Here is a 17,058-nt window from a genome sequence, read left to right on the forward strand (position 1 = left end):
CGGTCCGTGCGAGCGGTCCGTAGTGGAACAAAGTCGTAGAACCAGGAGTGGGTTACGTGGTGTCCAGTCACCGGCAGTCCAAGAAGCGCCGATACGTCACCTGGGCGGTGGCCGGCGCGGCCGTCGTCGCCGGGGCCGGGATCGCCGCGCAGTCCTCGATGGCCGCCACCACCTGGCCCGCCCAGCGCACCTTCACCGGCCGCGCGTTCGACACGTGCACCGCACCCTCCGCCGCCGCGATGCAGGCCTGGCGCGCCAACGGCTTCTACGGCGCGGCGGCCGTCTACACAGGCGGCAAGAACCGCGGCTGCAACCAGCCCAACCTCAACGCGGACTGGGTGGCGAAGGTCAGCGCGCAGGGCTGGAAACTCATCCCCCTGTACGTCGGCGCCCAGCCGTCCTGCCAGACGGGTTCCAGCCCCGAGAAGCTCACCGCCGCCACGGCCGCCTCCCTCGGCGCGGCGGACGCGGCGGACGCCGTGACCAAGGCGTCGGCGCTCGGTATGAAGGCCGGCAGCCCGGTCTACCTCGACATGGAGGCGTACGACATCACGAACAAGGCGTGCAACGACGCCGTACTGACGTACGTACGCGCCTTCGACAAGGGGCTCCAGGCCAAGACGTACCGCACCGGCTACTACGGCTTCACCAGTTCGAGCGCGAAGGCGATCGCCCAGGCCACCGACCGCGCCGACCTGCCGGGCAACATGTGGTACGCGCTGTGGGACAAGCAGAACACCACCACCGCGGACTGGCCCTTCGGCGCCACGCTGTGGACCAACCACAGCCGGGCGCACCAGTACATGGTCAACAGCAAGGAGACGCGCGGCGGTTACACGATCACCGTGGACCGCGACGCGTGGGACGCGCCGGTGGCGATCACCGGCTGAGACGGCCGGGAAGCCATGAGGAGAGCACGGAGAGCGGGGGCGGTGCCGGAAGTCCCGGTGAATCGTTGGTCGAATGGCTTGGCCGGAGCTGAGCCACTGCCTAACATCGATCACCGCAAGACTTTGTGCACCGCCGCACAATCTCCTCGGGAGGCACCCTTGCACCGCCGTCGTCGTCGTACAGCGCTCCTCCTCTCCGCAGCGATCGTCGCCGCGGCCCCACTCCTCACCGCCTGCGGAAACGACGCGCATCCCGGCGCGGCGGCCGTCGTCGGCGGGCACCGGATCACGGTCGCGCAGTTGGAGAGCAGGGTGAACGAGGTACGCGCGGCGCAGCGGGCGGCCACCCCGGACCAGGCGCAGTACGCGCAGACCGTCGCCAGAACGGCCAGCCTCACCCGGGACACCCTGCACACGATGGTCCTGGACCGCGTCCTGAACCGGGCCGCGAAGAACGCGGGCGTGACCGTGACCCGCAAGGACGTCCAGACCCTGCGCGCCTCCCTGGAACAGCAGGCGGGCAGCGGGAAGGCGCTCGCGGACACCTGGCTCCAGCAGTACGGAGTGGCCCCGGCCCGCCTCGACGACAGCCTGCGCACCGAGATCGTGGCCCAGAAACTGGCCGCCGCCCTCGGCGCCGACATGAACTCGCCGGACGGCCAGGCCACGTTCTGGAAGGCGATGTCGAAGGCCTCGAAGACCCTCGACGTCGACCTCAACCCCCGCTACGGCGACTGGGACGTCCAGAAGAGCACCCGCGTCGACGCGAAGACCCCGTGGGTACGGGAGGTCACGGCACCGCAGCAGGCCCAGGGCCCGGCGTAACGGCTGTACGTACGGGGCTGTAGGTACGGGCACCGGGGTGCACAGCGGCGTCGGGCCGGGCGGCCTGTGGACAACTGATCGGGCTGTCGGTGGCGTGGGTTACGTTCGAGGGGTGAACGCGAACGCAACCAGCGGCTTCGAGACCGCTCCGGAGACGGAGACCGACCCCGGTCGTGTCGTCCTGCTCACCACCAGCCACCGGGTGGCGCCCGGCCTGCTGTCCTGGCCCGCCTGGCAGGTGCTGCACGCGGCCGACCGGGTGCTGTGCGCGGACGGCACGCATCCGCAGCTCCCGTATCTGCGGGAGGCGGGCATAGCGGTGGAGGAGACCGCCCCGGACGCGGAATCCCTGATCGACGCCTGCGCGGGCGGCCGGACGGTCGTGATCGTGACGACCGGCGAGGGCGACCCGTCCCTCACGGACGGCCTGGCACGTCTGGCGGGCTCCGGCCGGTTCCGCATGCCGGACCTGGAACTCCTCCCCGCCTCCTACGACCTCCCCGGCGCCCGCCTCCTCGACCTCGTCCAGGTCATGGACCGCATCCGCGTCGAGTGCCCCTGGTCGTCCCGACAGACCCACGAGGGCCTGGCGAAGTACGCCATCGAGGAGGCGTACGAACTCGTCGAGGCGATCGAACAGGGCGACCGGAACGAGCTGCGCGAGGAACTGGGGGACGTCCTGCTCCAGGTCGTCTTCCACGCACGCATCGCGGAGGAGGGCGCAGGGGAAGGCGGCGAGGAGGACGAGGGGAACGGGGAGGACTCGGACACGGCCCCCTTCTCGATCGACGACGTGGCGGCCGGCATCGTCACCAAGCTGATCCACCGCCACCCGCACGTCTTCGGCGACGAGACGGCGTCCACACCGGAGGACGTCAAGGCGCACTGGCTGCGCACCAAGGCGATCGAGAAGCAACGCGAGTCGGTGACGGACGGCGTCCCTCTCGGCCAGCCCGGCCTGGCCCTGGCGGCGAAGCTGGCGTCCCGGGTACACACGGCGGGCCTGGACGTCCCGCTGCCACAGGGCGAGGGCATCGGATACGAGCTGCTGGAGCTGGCGGTACGGGCGGAGGGGGAGGGCGTGGACCCGGAGGCGGCGTTGCGGGTCGCTGCGCGGGCTTATCGGGACGCGGTGCGGGTGCGGGAGGGGGTGGCGGGCGCCTGATCGCTCCGAGACGCCGTAGACGCCGTGGACGTTGTGGACGTTGTGGACGTTGTGGACGTCGTACGCGTGCTCCCGGCAGTCTCTGATGTGAATCCCGACCTCGGCGTACCGTCGATGACGTGAGCGAGCATCTGGGAGACAAGCTGAGCCGGCTACGGCGCCTGGCCAGGCTGACTCAGGAGGAGTTGGCCGCGCGGTCGGACGTCTCTGTCGACGTGGTCCGGAAGTTGGAGCAGAAGCGCCGGGGGTCGGCGACGCTGCCCACTCTGCACGGCCTGGCGAAGGGGCTGGGCGTCGAACTGACGTCGCTCCTGGGCGATCCTCCGGGGGTTCCCTCCAACGGTGAGGCCGACCCGCCACAGCTCGTCGCCGTGCGGCGCGCCATCTCGCCGCCGCTCTTCGCCCCGCCTCCCGAGCCGCGCCGTGCGGAGAAACTCACGCTCCCGTTACTACGGGCCGAGATCGCCGACGCGTGGACGCTGTACCACGAAGCGGAGTTCGGGCAGCTCATGGAAGTACTCCCGGACATCATCACGGACGCGCGCTTCGTGGCGGCCGTGGGCGGGGATGACGAACGGGCCGCCGGACAGGCGGCATTGGGCAAGGCGCTCCAACTCGGCGGACACCTCGCCATCCGCATGGGGAAAACCGACCTCTCCCTGTCGGCGCTGGAGCACGCCATGAGCGCCGCCTCGGACTCCTCCGACCCGCTGCTTCCCGCGATGATCAGCAACAGCGTCGCGTGGAACTATCAGCGGCAGAACCGGCTCGACGACGCGAGCCACCTCGCCGTGTACGCCGCCGACAAGGTGGAGCGCGAGCACACGACCGACGCGTCCGGCGTGCGTGTGTGGGGCGGACTGCTGATGTCGGCCGCGACGAGTTACGCCAGGAGCGGGAATTACGACCGGGCCGACGAGATGATGCGGACCGCCGAGAAGGCCGCGGGGCGAGTCGCGAAGATGCCGGCCCCGGAAGACGGGCGACTCGTCTCCGTGTTCAGCAAGTCGTCTGTCCGTATCGAGCGGGTTCGGCTGGCCGTCCAGTACGGCCGGCCGGAAGAGGCACTGACGCTCGCCAAGGGGATGCGGCTCTCGAAGGACACGCCGCCGTCATGGCGTACCTGGCTTCTGCTCGACGTGGCGCGTGCCCACACGGACACCGGGAACGCCGAGGGCGCCGTGAAAGCTCTGGAAAGCCTGCGCCGTGTCGCACCGACGTGGATGCGCCACCACACGCTCGCGGTCGCCGTCGTGCGCGATCTGTGGGAACTACCGACGCGCCCTCCGGGACTGCGTTCGATTGCCGAATTCCTTGGCGTCGCCACTTAGCGTGCCGAGACTAGGACGCTGCGTCCCTGTTGTGCTGCTCTGCCTCACGGGACCCTGACACCATCAGCAACGGTGCGGAGGTACAGGGATGGCGCGGGAGACCACTCTCGGGGGACCGGTCCATTTGTTTGATCCGCTGACCCTGAATGAGCCGAAACCGGTTCGCGGGTGTGACATCTGCGGCGCTCTGGCGGGCCAGCGGCGGGAGGCTCTGGACCCGAAAAGCTCCGCCTATGACCTGTCGCACGCGACGGATCTCGCTGTGGAGATCAAGCGCCATCCACACGACTGGAAGAGGGCGCGACGATGACGACGGAACCCTTCCCCCGCCTCTGGCCGTCCGTGGAGGTGGCCGCCCTGCCATCACGTCGGTGGGTCGAGTGCGCGAACTGCATCGAGAACACGTCACTCGACGACGGACGCACCGACCCGCAGGAATGGGCGGTCCGCCATGCGGCTCTGCATCCGCATCACGTCCGGTACCGAGTCGTCAGTCAGGTCGGGTTCTGCCTCGATCCGGCCTGACCTGTGTCCTGACACCCTCACGGCTCCGGTCAGGTGGCCGTGAACTCCACTGGGAGGTTTCGCAGTCCGCGCATGATCAGGCCGCCTCGCCAGCGCAGGTCCGCGGGGTCGGCGGCCAGTCGCAGGTCGGGCAGACGGTGCAGCAACGTGGCCAATGCGGTGCGGCCTTCGAGGCGGGCGAGCGGGGCGCCGATGCAGTAGTGGATGCCATGTCCGTAACCGAGATGCTGGTTGTCCCTGCGGGAAAGGTCGAGCGTGTCCGGCTCGTCGAAGCGGGCTGGATCACGGTCGGCAGCGGCGAGGACCACGAGCACGGGATCACCCGAGGCGATTCGTTGGCCTCCTACCTCCAGAGGTTCGGTCGCGTAGCGCCAGGTAGCCAGTTCGACAGCACCGTCGTAACGGAGAAGCTCTTCGACGCCGGTGTCGAGCAGTTCCTGTTCGCCACGCTCTATCGACCCCTGTAGTTGCGCCCGCTGCTCTGGGTTACGCAGCAGTGTGTACACACCGTTTCCGATCAAGTTGATAACGGTCTCAAAACCAGCGAACAGCAGCACGAAGCACATGGCTGCGGCCTCGTTCTCGGTGAGGTGCTCGCCGTGGTCGGAGGCGCGGATGAGCCCGGAGATGAGGTCTTCGCCGGGGGCAGGGTTGTCCGGGAGCGCTTCCCGCTTGCGGTGGATCAGTTCGGCGAGATACCCGCGCATCTTCTTCACGGACCGCGCGACGCCGCCCCTCGGCCCGCCCCCGTGCCGGATCATCATTCCCGCCCAGTCCCGGAAGTCGTCCTGGTCCTCACGGGGCACTCCGAGCAGGTCGCAGATGGCGTAGATGGGGAGAGGGAACGCGAACTCGTGGATGAGGTCGGCGCTTCCGGTGTGCGCGAACCGGTCGATGAGGTTGTCGGTCAGCTCCTGGACGCGGGGCGCGAACTCCGCCACGCGGCGAGGAGTGAACGCCTTGGAGACGAGGCGACGGAGCCGTGTGTGGTCCGGCGGATCGATGTTGAGCAGGTGGGTCATGAGGTTGGCGCTGCGCTCGCCGGGGATGCCCGTCTTGCTCTTGCCCTGGGCGCCTTCGGAATGGTGCACGGGGTTCTTGGAGAGGCGGGGTTCGGCAAGGGCCTGCTTGGCATCGCTGTAGCGGGTGATCAGCCAGGCCTCCACACCGCTGGGGAGAGTGGTGCGGTGCACGGGCGAGTGCTCGCGGAGCCACGCGTAGGCGGGGTAGGGGTCGGTGGCGAATTCCCAGGTGAAGAGTTTGGGTTCGCTGTGTGGGGCGTTCACGGGTCGACGTTACCGGGAGCCGCAATTGCGTGGGTGAGGACACCGACCTGCGCAATTCACCTTCAACTGCCCAGAGTGACAGGTAAAGTTCCCCAAAACGGCACCGGCTCCAGAGCGCTTGCAGCAGCGCAAAGGAGCCGGAAACCTCCCGGCAGTGAGCGAACACTCCGGGGGCGGAACAGTCTTGGAGGACTGAACATGCCCATTGTGGCACGGCCATGCCTTTCGGCCCCTGCGGCCGTCGTCGTTGCCAAGTACGCGCGCGTTTCCACTCTCGACCAGCTTGACGGCTTCGGGCTCGAAGACCAGGACAAGGTCTCCAACGGATGGCTCGGCCGTCACCCTGAAGTCACGGTTTACGACTCCTACGTGGACGAGGCGGTGTCCGGCGCTCTGGAGAGCCGACCCGAAATGGACCGTCTCGTTGCCGACGCACGGCGGCAGCGCTTCAATCGCATCCTCGTCCCCAAGGTCGACCGCATCGGGCGAACGGCCCGAGCCGCCTACCAGTGGGCTTGGAACATGGCTGACCTCGGTATCCACTTCATCTCGGTCACCGAAGGGATCGACACCAGCACCGAAGAGGGCTGGCAGCAGTTCATGCGGTACGTCACCTTCTCCGAAATGGACTGGCGACGTATCAAGGAGCGCACTGTCGCCGGCCGAGAGCTGAAGATCAGCTACGGCGGCTGGCCCGGTGGCCCGGCTCCCTATGGCTACAGGATCGAGAAGGACGCCAAGGACGTCGGTGGACGCCGTAAGCGCTTCTCGGTCCTGGTCACCGACGCCGATGAATCCATGGTTCTTGCAGTCGCCGCGGAACTCATCGTCGACCAGGGCATGAACCTCACCGAGGCTTGCGAAGAGCTCAACAACCGCAGGCTCTTTGCCCGTAGTGGTGTCCGTTGGAGCGTTGCCAACCTTCGCAGCCGCCTCCGCAGTGAAACCATCCACGACGGCTACGTCGTCTACCGGAAGACCCATCGCGGCAACGGAAGGAACTGCACCCGACGTGGCGACGACGGCACCCCCGTCCATGGCGACCCGGTCAAAATCGGTGTCCCGCCCATCTTCTCCGTGGAACGGGCCGCCCAGCTCATGGCCGCTCTGAAGAGGCTCGGTTTCCAGAACGGGCGGCGGGGGAACAGCGTCTATCCCCTCACCGGACGAATTCACGGGGCATGCGGTGAGGTGTACACCGGAGCAGGCCGGGGCGACGGCCGGTCGTACCGCTGCAAGGGACTTCTCAAGGACCCCTCGTGCCGTGAACCCCAATTCGAGGCCGATGACATCGAAGGCGCCGTCTGGAAGGAGTTGGCCAGGCTCCTCGACGCCGCAGGCTTCCCAGGGGACCTGGCTGCCGAGCGAGTGGGCAGTCCCTCCGGGGACAAGGAGAAGTACGAGAAGCGTGTCTCCGAGTTCACGACCAGAATCGCCGAACAGGAGCACCTGATCGGGGTGCGCATCCCCGAGTACGCGCGGGCCGGTGTCGACCCAGCGGTACTCAAGGCCTCCATCGCGGCGCTTGAGGCCGAACTGGCTGAATTCCGTGAGCAGCGCAGGTTCGCTCAGCAATGGTTGGAGGCGTACAGCGATCACGAACGCCGGGCGGGCAACATCGTCGACATCGCGAACAGTGTTGAGGAACGGCTGCGGAAACCGACTCTGGAAGAGTGCAAGGAGGTCTTCGACAGGTTCGACCTCAAGGTCGTCCCCGGCGATATGACCGTCCTCGGCAAGCCTGGCGGGAGGTGTGCCGTCACTGACTGGCACTGGACAACCGGCACGAAGGTGCCGCCGGACCCCGACGACGAGCAATGGGCGAAGGTGCTGGAGGCGCTACGGCCGTACTTCACCAAGCGCCATTTCGTGAGCAAGTACGACATCCGCCTTCAGTTCGAGGGGATGCTCCACCGGCTTCGCCACGGCCTCTCCTGGCGAGATATGCCCCTTGGCTGGGGGCCCGTCGACTCGATCCGCGAGCGCCAGCTCTCCTGGTGGCAGAAGGGTGCGTGGCCGGAGGTCATGAAAACCCTGGACGCCGATACCACTGGAGTCAGTGCGTACAAGCGGCCGACCCTGCCGCAGCTCACGGTGACCGGCTTGTTCCGGACCGGACTGCCGGGCGAGGTACGGAGCGCGATGGTTGCTTGAGTCGGGGAGGGCGGCTGCGACCAAGCCGGTGCCGGGCCCGCGACCAGTTCGTTCGTGCCTTCGCGACCCGGCACCTTCCCACCCGCCTCCCTGACCTGCAACTAGCCGCCGATCCAAGCGAGTTGAGATGGCGGGGCGGGCTCATCATGCGTGGACTGCGTACCCTGCCCGTCGAGTTCGCGCCGGTCCACGCGGGCGGGCAGGTGTCGCCCGTGGTGTCGTAGGCGATCGCCGAAAAGTGACACTTGCTCAACAGCGTGATCTTCACGTGATCTGCGCGGCACTAACTTGTGACAAGCGATCGTCTGCCGATACGTTCGAGCACTAGTGCGACGCCCCGCAACATCCGTCGCGCTCCCCCGCTCTCTAGCGAAAGGCGCCGCATGCTCTCCGGGAACGGTCGTCACCGTCGCCCCCGTCAGGCCCCGGCTCTGCTTGTCACGGCCGGCGTGACAGGCTCCGCCATAGCCCTCCCACTGCTCGCCGCGACCGGCGCGAGCGCGGCCAGCGGGACCACCTGGGACAAGGTCGCGGAGTGCGAGAGCGGCGGCTCCTGGAGTGGTGACTCCGGCAACGGGTTCTACGGCGGGCTCCAGTTGACCCAGGCGGACTGGGAGAAGTACGGCGGCCTCGCGTACGCCACGAGCGCCGACCTGGCCAGCCGCTCGCAGCAGATCGCCGTCGGCGAGAAGATCCTCGCCGACCAGGGGCCGGAGGCCTGGGGGGCCTGTGCGCCGCTGGCCGGGCTCGGCAAGGACACCGGCTCGGCCGGCGTCGACACCGGCGTGATCGGGGGTGTTGTCGGTGCGGTCCAGGGTGGCGCCTCGGGGCTGGGTCTGGGCTCGAACCCCGGCTCGAACCCGGGGTCGGGTTCCGGGTCGGGTTCCGCTTCCGCGTCCCCCGCCTCGCCCTCTCCTTCGTCCACCGCGTCTCCTGGCTCTTCCTCCTCGCCCTCGGCGTCGCCCAGCCCTTCCGGGGCGCCTTCCGGTGGCTCCTCGGCCCCGGGCAAGGCCGCCGGCTCGTCGTCCGGCAAGCCGTCAGGTGGGGCGAAGGGCGGCTCCGGCAAGTCCGCGGGCCCCGGCCGGCCGGGCGGCTCGCCGTCTTCTTCCTCTCCCTCGCCCTCGGTGCCCGGTGTGGGCAACTCGAAGGAAAAGGGCAATTCGCCCGTAGTTGTCGAAGAGGGTGGACAGTTGGGCAATTACCGGCAGAGTGCCGAGAACGAGGGCACCGCGACCGGCGCCGACTCCTCCGCCGGTACCGGCCGTCACCGGGGTCAGCCCGAGGGCTCGTACACCGCCACCATCGGGGACGCCCTCTGGAGCGTCACCGACTCCCTCGACCTCGCGGGCGGGCAGTCCGACAGCCCCGACGAGACCGGGTCCTTCCTCGATGCTGACACGGGTCTTATCCTCCCCGGTCAGACCCCTGCGCTAGGTGGCTAACCAGGGCAAAACGAACGGCAGTTCGCGTCCTGCTTTGGCGCTGAATGTCCGTTATCTGCGCGGTGAGAGATAGGTCTCAGAAGCCCTGATCGTCTTTGTATTTCGGCGGATCGGCTGTTTACGGTCGTCATCGCCCGCCACAGTGGGCCCCGCCGGTCGCAACGCCGAATCCTGCCAACGGCCGTACGGGAACAGTCGTCGCTATCAAGCGCCGTAGGCAGGAGCGGGGGACCCAAGGTAAGTGCCGCACCGGGCAGTTGTCCGGAGTGGCTTGGGGTGAAGCCGTACGCCGCCCGAAAGGGACGTACGGCCGGGCAACTCAACCGGCCCGAACCCGACAGCTCACCTCGCAGGCGTCGGTGAGGGGATCTCGCATGCTGTTTTCCGGCAAGGGCAAGCACCGTCGTCCGTCAGCTCTTCAGCGGTCCACCCGCGTCGTCGCCATCGCCGGTGTGACCGGTGCCGCCGTCGCCGCCCCGCTCCTGGCGGCCGGCTCGGCCTCCGCCGCCACCGCCGCCGAGTGGGACGCGGTCGCCCAGTGCGAGTCCGGCGGCAACTGGTCCATCAACACCGGCAACGGCTTCTACGGCGGCCTGCAGTTCACCGCCTCGACCTGGGCCGCGTACGGCGGCACGGCGTACGCCTCCAGCGCCGACCAGGCCTCCAAGTCCCAGCAGATAACCATCGCCGAGAAGGTCCTCGCGGGCCAGGGCAAGGGTGCCTGGCCGGTCTGCGGCACCGGCCTGTCCAACACCCCCTATGACGGCGGTGCGGCCGGCGGTTCGGGCGCGGGTACGAGCACGGGGTCGGGGTCGGGTACGGGTACGGGGTCGAGCGACAGCAGCTCCTCCGGCGGCTCGGCCAGCGGCTCCGGCAGCTCCACCGGCTCCGCCGAGGTCACCACCCGCTCCAGCGACACCTGGAACGCCTCCCGTTCGCAGGAGCGGCCGGCCGCTCCGAAGACCGTCACCACGCCGACCGGCAAGAAGGTCAAGAAGGGCGACGGCGAGTACAAGGTCGTCAAGGGCGACAGCCTGAGCGCGATCGCCGAGGCGCACCACGTCAAGGGCGGCTGGGAGAAGCTCTTCCAGCTCAACAAGGACATCATCGACGACGCCGACCTGATCTACCCGGGCCAGCAGCTCCACCTCGCGTGACAAGAACTTCATGACGGCCATGTGAGGATCACCCCCGTCCCTCACGGGCTCCCCGCTCCGGTGCGTGTTCCCCCGCACGCACCGGAGCGGGGCTTTTTGTTCCCCGGGGGAACAATGTTTACCCTCGGTTCGGTCCGTGTTCCGTCCATGGTGTGGTCGGACGGCTGGCCGATAGCCCGGAGCCGGTTAGGCTCATCATCGCGGAGCCGCCGCGGCCCCGTACCAGCGAGGCACAGCAGCCCCGCGTACCCGCGTCACATCCCAGCCTGAAGGAGATGCTCGTGCCGTCCATCGACGTCGTCGTAGCCCGGGAAATCCTCGACTCGCGAGGCAACCCCACCGTCGAGGTCGAGGTCGGCCTCGATGACGGCAGCACCGGTCGTGCCGCCGTCCCGTCCGGCGCCTCCACCGGAGCCTTCGAGGCCATCGAGCTGCGCGACGGTGACCCCAACCGCTACCTCGGCAAGGGTGTCGAGAAGGCCGTCCTCGCCGTCATCGAGCAGATCGGCCCGGAGCTCGTCGGCTACGACGCCACCGAGCAGCGCCTGATCGACCAGGCCATGTTCGACCTGGACGCCACCGACAACAAGGGCTCGCTCGGCGCCAACGCCATCCTCGGCGTCTCCCTCGCCGTCGCCCACGCCGCCTCCGAGGCCAGCGACCTGCCCCTCTTCCGCTACCTCGGCGGCCCGAACGCGCACCTGCTGCCCGTTCCGATGATGAACATCCTCAACGGCGGCTCCCACGCGGACTCCAACGTCGACATCCAGGAGTTCATGATCGCCCCGATCGGCGCGGAGTCCTTCTCCGAGGCGCTGCGCTGGGGTGCGGAGATCTACCACACCCTCAAGAAGGTGCTGAAGACCAAGGGCCTGTCCACCGGTCTCGGCGACGAGGGCGGCTTCGCCCCGAACCTGGAGTCCAACCGCGCCGCCCTCGACCTCATCATCGAGGCCATCAAGCAGGCCGGTTACGTGCCCGGCGAGCAGATCGGCCTCGCGCTCGACGTCGCCGCGTCCGAGTTCTACAAGGACGGCAAGTACGAGTTCGAGGGCAAGTCCCGCACGGCCGCCGAGATGACCGAGTACTACGAGGAGCTCGTCTCCGCGTACCCGCTCATCTCCATCGAGGACCCGCTGTACGAGGACGACTGGGCCGGCTGGAAGACCATCACCGACAAGCTGGGCGACAAGGTCCAGATCGTCGGCGACGACCTCTTCGTCACCAACCCGGAGCGCCTCGCCCGCGGTATCGAGGAGGGCTCGGCCAACGCCCTGCTCGTCAAGGTCAACCAGATCGGCTCGCTCACCGAGACCCTGGACGCCGTCGAGCTGGCCCAGCGCAACGGCTTCAAGTGCATGATGTCCCACCGCTCCGGCGAGACCGAGGACGTCACCATCGCCGACCTCGCCGTCGCCGTGAACTGCGGCCAGATCAAGACCGGCGCCCCGGCCCGCTCGGACCGCGTCGCCAAGTACAACCAGCTCCTGCGCATCGAGGAGATCCTCGACGACGCGGCGGTGTACGCGGGCCGCAGCGCCTTCCCCCGCTTCAAGGGCTGACCTGATCGAGGGTTGGGCATAGCCAGTCGTACGTACGTCCCCGTACGCGGTCCCGTACCGTGTGCGGGGACGTACGCGCGTGTGACGGGAGGCGGGGAACATGGCCGTGAAGGACCGGGACCGGTTCTCCACCGCGACCAGGATCAAGCTGCTCGGCGAGCAGACGGCGGCCCGCGTCTATCGCTCCCAGACCAAGCGCCAGGCCCGCCGCTCCCGCCTGACCGGCCGGGCGGCCCTGCTCGTCCTGGTCCTGTGCACACTGATCGTGGCCCTCGCCTACCCCATGAGGCAGTACGTCTCCCAGCGCTCCGAGATCGCCGAGACGGAACGCGAACGCGACCAGGCCCGCCAACGGGTCGAGCAGCTCCGCGACCTGAAGGCCCGCTGGCAGGACGACGCGTACGCGCGGCAGCAGATCAGGAAGCGGCTGCACTACGTGCTGCCGGGCGAGACGGGGTACGTGGTGATCGACCCCGACGCGGCGAAGCAGTCGCGCGCCGACCTGGGCGCGGCCGACCGCCCCTGGTACGCGAACGTCTGGGACGGCGTGGACAAGGCCGACGCCGCGAACCGGTGAACTGAAGCAGTGAACTGAACGGAACAGAGAAGACAGGTAATGGACACGCCCCCGCCTTCCACCCCGCGCACCGAGCCCACCGACGCGGACGTCGAGGCCTTCCAGCAGCAGTTGGGCCGCCCGCCGCGCGGACTGCGCGCCATCGCGCACCGCTGCCCCTGCGGCCAGCCGGACGTCGTGGAGACGGCTCCGCGGCTGCCGGACGGCACGCCCTTCCCCACGACGTACTACCTGACGTGCCCGCGCGCCGCCTCGGCGATCGGCACGCTGGAGGCGAACGGCGTGATGAAGGAGATGACGGAACGTCTCGCGACGGATCCGGAACTGGCCGCCGCCTACCGGGCCGCCCACGAGGACTACATCGCCCGCCGTGACGCCATCGAGGTCCTGGAGGGCTTCCCGAGCGCGGGCGGCATGCCGGACCGCGTGAAGTGCCTCCATGTCCTCGTGGGCCACTCGCTGGCCGCGGGCCCAGGGGTGAACCCGCTGGGCGACGAGGCGATCGCGATGCTGCCGGAGTGGTGGGCGAAGGGGCCGTGCGTGGTGCCGGGAGAGTGTGGGGCCGGGCGCGATTCCGAGCCCCTCACCGACTGAGTTTCGCCCCCGCCGCCCTTACCCGTTCCCATCCCCTGGGGGCTGCGCCCCCAGACCCTCCGTATCGCGCTGAACGCGCTCGTCCTCAAACGCCGGACGGGCTGAAAAGGACGCCTGCCCATGACCCGTGTCGCCGCCATCGACTGCGGTACGAACTCGATCCGTCTCCTGGTCGCCGACGCGGACCCGGAGACGGGTGAACTCGTCGATCTGGACCGGCGGATGACCATCGTCCGCCTCGGCCAGGGCGTCGACCGTACGGGGCGGCTGGCCCCCGAGGCGCTGGAGCGGACCTTCGCGGCCTGTCGTGAGTACGCCGCCGCCATAAAGGAGCACGGCGCTGAGCGGCTGCGCTTCGTCGCGACGTCCGCCTCGCGGGACGCGGAGAACCGGGACGAGTTCGTACGCGGGGTGCTGGACATCCTGGGTGTCGAGCCCGAGGTCATCTCGGGAGCGCAGGAGGCGGAGTTCTCCTTCACCGGCGCCACCAGGGAACTGACGGGACGTGACGACCTCGCCCGGCCCTACCTGGTCGTGGACATCGGCGGCGGCTCGACCGAGTTCGTGGTCGGGGACGATCGGGTGCTCGGAGCACGGTCCGTGGACATCGGCTGCGTACGGATGACCGAGCGGCACTTCGTGCGGGACGGGGTGGTCCTGGACCCGCCGGGGGAGGAGCGGATCGCCGCAGTGCGGGCCGACATCGAGGCCGCCCTCGACCTCGCCGAGCAGAGCGTCCCGCTGAGCGAGGCGCGCACGCTGGTCGGCCTGGCCGGCTCGGTGACGACGCTGTCGGCGATCGCCCAGAATCTGACCGCGTACGACCCCGGGGCCATCCACCACTCCCGGATCTCCTACGACCGCGTCCGTGAGATCACCGAGTCCCTGCTCCGCTCCACGCACGCCGAGCGCGCGGCGATCCCGTCGATGCATCCGGGCCGCGTCGACGTGATCGGCGCGGGGGCACTCGTACTGCTCTCGATCATGGAGCGGATCGGCGCGTCGGAGGTCGTGGTGAGCGAGCACGACATCCTGGACGGGATCGCCTTCAAGGTGGCAGAGGACGCCGTAGAGGGTAAGTAGGCGGGACTGACCTGCGGTGACGTGCCGCGTGGCTGTCAGGGGGCGAGTCGCCTCGTCCGGGCCGTGGTGCAGGCAGACGGCCGAGACGGTCGCCCGTTCCGCACTGACGTGCTGTACGCGTGTGCGCTGGGCGTACTTCTCGGCCCAGCCGCAGCCGGGCTGCGGGCAGGGGACGCGGAGATGCGCCGTACCCGAGGACGGCGCGAGCCACCAACGGGCGGCGTCCATGCGCGGCAGTACGCGCAGCCACGTACGGCGGAAGTGCTCGTCGGCCTGCTGATGGCTGTAGGTCTCGACGGAGTACGGGACGTGCAGCCGCTCGGACAGGGCGTCGAACAGGGGACGGTACAGGCGATGCGAACACAGTTGCGGAGGCACGTGACGGCGAGGCCGGTGCGGGAGCTGGCCGCGCGTGCGCGCGAGGTCGCGGCGCTGAAGAGCTGACGGCTGGAGCACGCACCTGCGCATGCCCGAAGGGAGCGTGTTTCTGGGTCGCTCAGCTCTCGCTCAGCCCCCGCTCGACCCTCGGCTGAGCAGGTCGGATAACGTATGAGCGCACCTGAGGGGTCGTTCGCGGCCCCTTGGTGACGACCTCCCGAGAAACTTCGTGAAGTTCTTCACAAGGAATTCGGTCCTGTTGGGCGACGAACGCGGTCCGGATGGGCCTTTCGGGGGCTCACCTGGGGTGGGAGCGTGCTCGGGGGAGCGTTTCGGAGGTGTTTCCGGGGGGTGTTGTGAGTGGGTGGTCCAGTCGCTCCGGGGGCCCGGAAGGGCAGTTCACGCGGCCTTGACATCGGGGCGTACCGCCCGCTGGTACCTCGCGCGTCGTATGCCCCCGGCCATGCGCGGCGCGCAGTGTAGCAGAGGGGCCACATAAGCTTGTGAAGGGGCGCACGAGCGACCCCCTGGGACCGGGTGGATACTCGATGGCATGAGCACCACGGAGCGTCCCAGGATCCTCGTAGTAGGCGGTGGGTACGTAGGCCTGTACGCAGCTCGGCGCATCCTCAAGAAGATGCGCTACGGCGAGGCGACCGTCACGGTCGTCGACCCCCGGTCGTACATGACCTACCAGCCCTTCCTCCCCGAAACCGCCGCCGGCAGCATTTCGCCGCGCCACGTCGTCGTACCACTGCGACGTGTCCTGCCCAAGGCGGAAGTTCTCACCGGTCGGGTCACCACCATCGACCAGGACCGCAAGGTCGCCACGATCGCCCCCCTCGTGGGTGAGGCGTACGAGCTGCCCTTCGACTACCTCGTCATCGCCATGGGCGCGGTCTCCCGCACCTTCCCGATCCCCGGCCTCGCCGAACAGGGCATCGGTATGAAGGGCATCGAGGAGGCCATCGGCCTGCGGAACCACGTCCTGGAGCAGTTGGACAAGGCCGACTCCACGACCGACGAGGAGATCCGCCGCAAGGCGCTCACCTTCGTCTTCGTCGGCGGTGGCTTCGCTGGTGCGGAGACCATCGGTGAGGTCGAGGACATGGCGCGCGACGCGGCCAAGTACTACAGCAGCGTGTCCCGCGAGGACATGCGGTTCATCCTCGTCGACGCCGCCGACAAGATCCTTCCCGAGGTCGGCCCGAAGCTGGGCCAGTACGGCAAGGAGCACCTGGAGAGCCGTGGGGTCGAGATCTATCTCTCGACGTCGATGGACTCGTGCGTCGATGGTCATGTCGTTCTGAAGAACGGGCTTGAGGTCGACTCCAGCACCATCGTGTGGACCGCGGGCGTCAAGCCCAACCCGGTCCTGTCGCGGTTTGGGCTGCCGCTTGGTCCGCGTGGCCACGTCGACGCGCAGCCGACGCTCCAGGTCACGGGCACGGACTACGTCTGGGCCGCGGGCGACAACGCCCAGGTGCCGGACATGGCCGCCCGCAAGGCCGGCGTGGAGAACGCCTGGTGCCCGCCGAACGCGCAGCACGCGCTGCGGCAGGCGAAGGTGCTCGGCGACAACGTGGTCTCCGGTATGCGGGGCTTCCCGCAGAAGGAGTACGCGCACTCGAACAAGGGCGCTGTCGCGGGTCTCGGCCTGCACAAGGGCGTCGCGATGATCGTCATGGGCAAGATGAAGATCAAGCTCAAGGGCCGGCTGGCGTGGTACATGCACCGCGGCTACCACGGTCTCGCGATGCCGACGTGGAACCGGAAGATCCGGGTGTTCGCGGACTGGACGCTGGCGATGTTCCTGAAGCGTGAGGTCGTTGCGCTGGGGGCGCTGGAGACTCCTCGTGAGGAGTTCTACGAGGCTGCGAAGCCCGCGCCGGTCGCCGCCGCGAAGAAGACGGAGGAGAAGACCGAGGCCAAGGCCTCCTGATCTCCGATCACTGAAGTACCTGTAGTACCCCTGACTGGAGGGGCCGCTCGCCATCCGTGGTGCGAGGGGCCCCTTCAGTCATTTCTTCGCCCCCGCCGCCCTTACCCGTTCCCGTCCCGTTCCTGTGGGCTGCGCCCCCAGACCCCC

Annotated in this window: 14 protein-coding genes, 1 pseudogene and 1 riboswitch; of the genes and pseudogenes, 13 read left to right on the top strand and 2 right to left on the bottom strand. The window is 68.7% G+C overall.

Going from position 1 to position 17,058, the window contains the following annotated elements; genetic code table 11:
- Nucleotides 1–59: 59 nt before the first annotated feature.
- The 5 genes from AOK08_RS12490 (at nt 60) to AOK08_RS12510 (ending at nt 4,736) form a co-directional block, all read left to right on the top strand.
- Nucleotides 60–890, top strand: coding sequence for a glycoside hydrolase domain-containing protein (locus AOK08_RS12490; protein WP_055525583.1), 831 nt, complete (start codon nt 60–62; stop codon nt 888–890).
- Between the two features lie 159 nt (nt 891–1,049).
- Nucleotides 1,050–1,715, top strand: coding sequence for a SurA N-terminal domain-containing protein (locus tag AOK08_RS12495; RefSeq protein ID WP_055525584.1), 666 nt, complete (start codon nt 1,050–1,052; stop codon nt 1,713–1,715).
- A 112-nt stretch (nt 1,716–1,827) separates the two neighbouring features.
- Entirely contained in the window at nt 1,828–2,880 is a 1,053-nt protein-coding gene (locus tag AOK08_RS12500) for a nucleoside triphosphate pyrophosphohydrolase (protein ID WP_055525585.1), read from the top strand.
- A 119-nt stretch (nt 2,881–2,999) separates the two neighbouring features.
- The gene (locus tag AOK08_RS12505) at nt 3,000–4,211 is read left to right on the top strand and encodes a helix-turn-helix domain-containing protein (protein ID WP_079053992.1); all 1,212 of its coding nucleotides are present in this window, start codon (nt 3,000–3,002) and stop codon (nt 4,209–4,211) included.
- Nucleotides 4,212–4,517: 306 nt separating this feature from the next.
- Nucleotides 4,518–4,736, top strand: a complete 219-nt coding sequence (locus AOK08_RS12510; RefSeq protein ID WP_055525586.1) for a DUF7848 domain-containing protein — start codon at nt 4,518–4,520, stop codon at nt 4,734–4,736.
- Between the two features lie 29 nt (nt 4,737–4,765).
- Here the strand turns inward: AOK08_RS12510 and AOK08_RS12515 are convergent, their stop codons facing one another.
- On the bottom strand, nt 4,766–6,022 hold the full coding sequence (locus AOK08_RS12515; protein WP_055525587.1) for a cytochrome P450 family protein: 1,257 nt from the start codon (nt 6,020–6,022) through the stop codon (nt 4,766–4,768).
- Between the two features lie 75 nt (nt 6,023–6,097).
- Between AOK08_RS12515 and AOK08_RS12520 the strand changes: the two genes are divergently transcribed.
- From AOK08_RS12520 to AOK08_RS12550, 7 genes are all read left to right on the top strand, one after another.
- Nucleotides 6,098–8,176 carry a recombinase family protein gene (locus tag AOK08_RS12520; protein WP_157876658.1) on the top strand — a complete coding sequence of 693 codons (2,079 nt, stop codon included), beginning with the start codon at nt 6,098–6,100 and terminating at the stop codon, nt 8,174–8,176.
- A gap of 449 nt (nt 8,177–8,625) precedes the next feature.
- Complete coding sequence (locus tag AOK08_RS12525) at nt 8,626–9,618, top strand: transglycosylase family protein (RefSeq protein WP_198539253.1); 993 nt, start codon at nt 8,626–8,628, stop codon at nt 9,616–9,618.
- Between the two features lie 199 nt (nt 9,619–9,817).
- Nucleotides 9,818–9,989: riboswitch (cyclic di-AMP (ydaO/yuaA leader) on the top strand.
- A gap of 3 nt (nt 9,990–9,992) precedes the next feature.
- On the top strand, nt 9,993–10,775 hold the full coding sequence (locus AOK08_RS12530; protein ID WP_055525590.1) for a transglycosylase family protein: 783 nt from the start codon (nt 9,993–9,995) through the stop codon (nt 10,773–10,775).
- Nucleotides 10,776–11,050: 275 nt separating this feature from the next.
- Nucleotides 11,051–12,337: a phosphopyruvate hydratase gene (eno, locus tag AOK08_RS12535; RefSeq protein WP_053741659.1), complete on the top strand. Its 1,287-nt coding sequence runs from the start codon at nt 11,051–11,053 to the stop codon at nt 12,335–12,337.
- Between the two features lie 100 nt (nt 12,338–12,437).
- Nucleotides 12,438–12,914: an FtsB family cell division protein gene (locus AOK08_RS12540; protein WP_055525591.1), complete on the top strand. Its 477-nt coding sequence runs from the start codon at nt 12,438–12,440 to the stop codon at nt 12,912–12,914.
- A 39-nt stretch (nt 12,915–12,953) separates the two neighbouring features.
- Complete coding sequence (locus tag AOK08_RS12545; protein WP_055525592.1) at nt 12,954–13,508, top strand: DUF501 domain-containing protein; 555 nt, start codon at nt 12,954–12,956, stop codon at nt 13,506–13,508.
- A gap of 120 nt (nt 13,509–13,628) precedes the next feature.
- Entirely contained in the window at nt 13,629–14,591 is a 963-nt protein-coding gene (locus AOK08_RS12550) for a Ppx/GppA phosphatase family protein (RefSeq protein WP_055525593.1), read from the top strand.
- Nucleotides 14,592–14,636: 45 nt separating this feature from the next.
- Here the strand turns inward: AOK08_RS12550 and AOK08_RS47240 are convergent.
- Nucleotides 14,637–14,942, bottom strand: a pseudogene (locus AOK08_RS47240) (hypothetical protein); the annotation flags it as partial.
- A 580-nt stretch (nt 14,943–15,522) separates the two neighbouring features.
- Between AOK08_RS47240 and AOK08_RS12560 the strand changes: the two are divergent.
- Nucleotides 15,523–16,911 carry an NAD(P)/FAD-dependent oxidoreductase gene (locus tag AOK08_RS12560; protein ID WP_055525595.1) on the top strand — a complete coding sequence of 463 codons (1,389 nt, stop codon included), beginning with the start codon at nt 15,523–15,525 and terminating at the stop codon, nt 16,909–16,911.
- The last annotated feature ends 147 nt before the right edge of the window (nt 16,912–17,058 follow it).

It is taken from the genome of Streptomyces graminilatus (assembly GCF_001418565.1).
GTDB classification, from domain to species: domain Bacteria; phylum Actinomycetota; class Actinomycetes; order Streptomycetales; family Streptomycetaceae; genus Streptomyces; species Streptomyces graminilatus.

Excerpts from the sequence above, each read along its gene's own strand:
- AOK08_RS12545 (WP_055525592.1), top strand. The coding sequence starts at position 12,954 with ATGGACACGCCCCCGCCTTCCACCCCGCGCACCGAGCCCACCGACGCG.
- AOK08_RS12560 (WP_055525595.1), top strand. The coding sequence starts at position 15,523 with ATGAGCACCACGGAGCGTCCCAGGATCCTCGTAGTAGGCGGTGGGTAC.
- AOK08_RS12550 (WP_055525593.1), top strand. The coding sequence starts at position 13,629 with ATGACCCGTGTCGCCGCCATCGACTGCGGTACGAACTCGATCCGTCTC.
- AOK08_RS12510 (WP_055525586.1), top strand. The coding sequence starts at position 4,518 with ATGACGACGGAACCCTTCCCCCGCCTCTGGCCGTCCGTGGAGGTGGCC.
- AOK08_RS12540 (WP_055525591.1), top strand. The coding sequence starts at position 12,438 with ATGGCCGTGAAGGACCGGGACCGGTTCTCCACCGCGACCAGGATCAAG.
- AOK08_RS12530 (WP_055525590.1), top strand. The coding sequence starts at position 9,993 with ATGCTGTTTTCCGGCAAGGGCAAGCACCGTCGTCCGTCAGCTCTTCAG.
- eno (WP_053741659.1), top strand. The coding sequence starts at position 11,051 with ATGCTCGTGCCGTCCATCGACGTCGTCGTAGCCCGGGAAATCCTCGAC.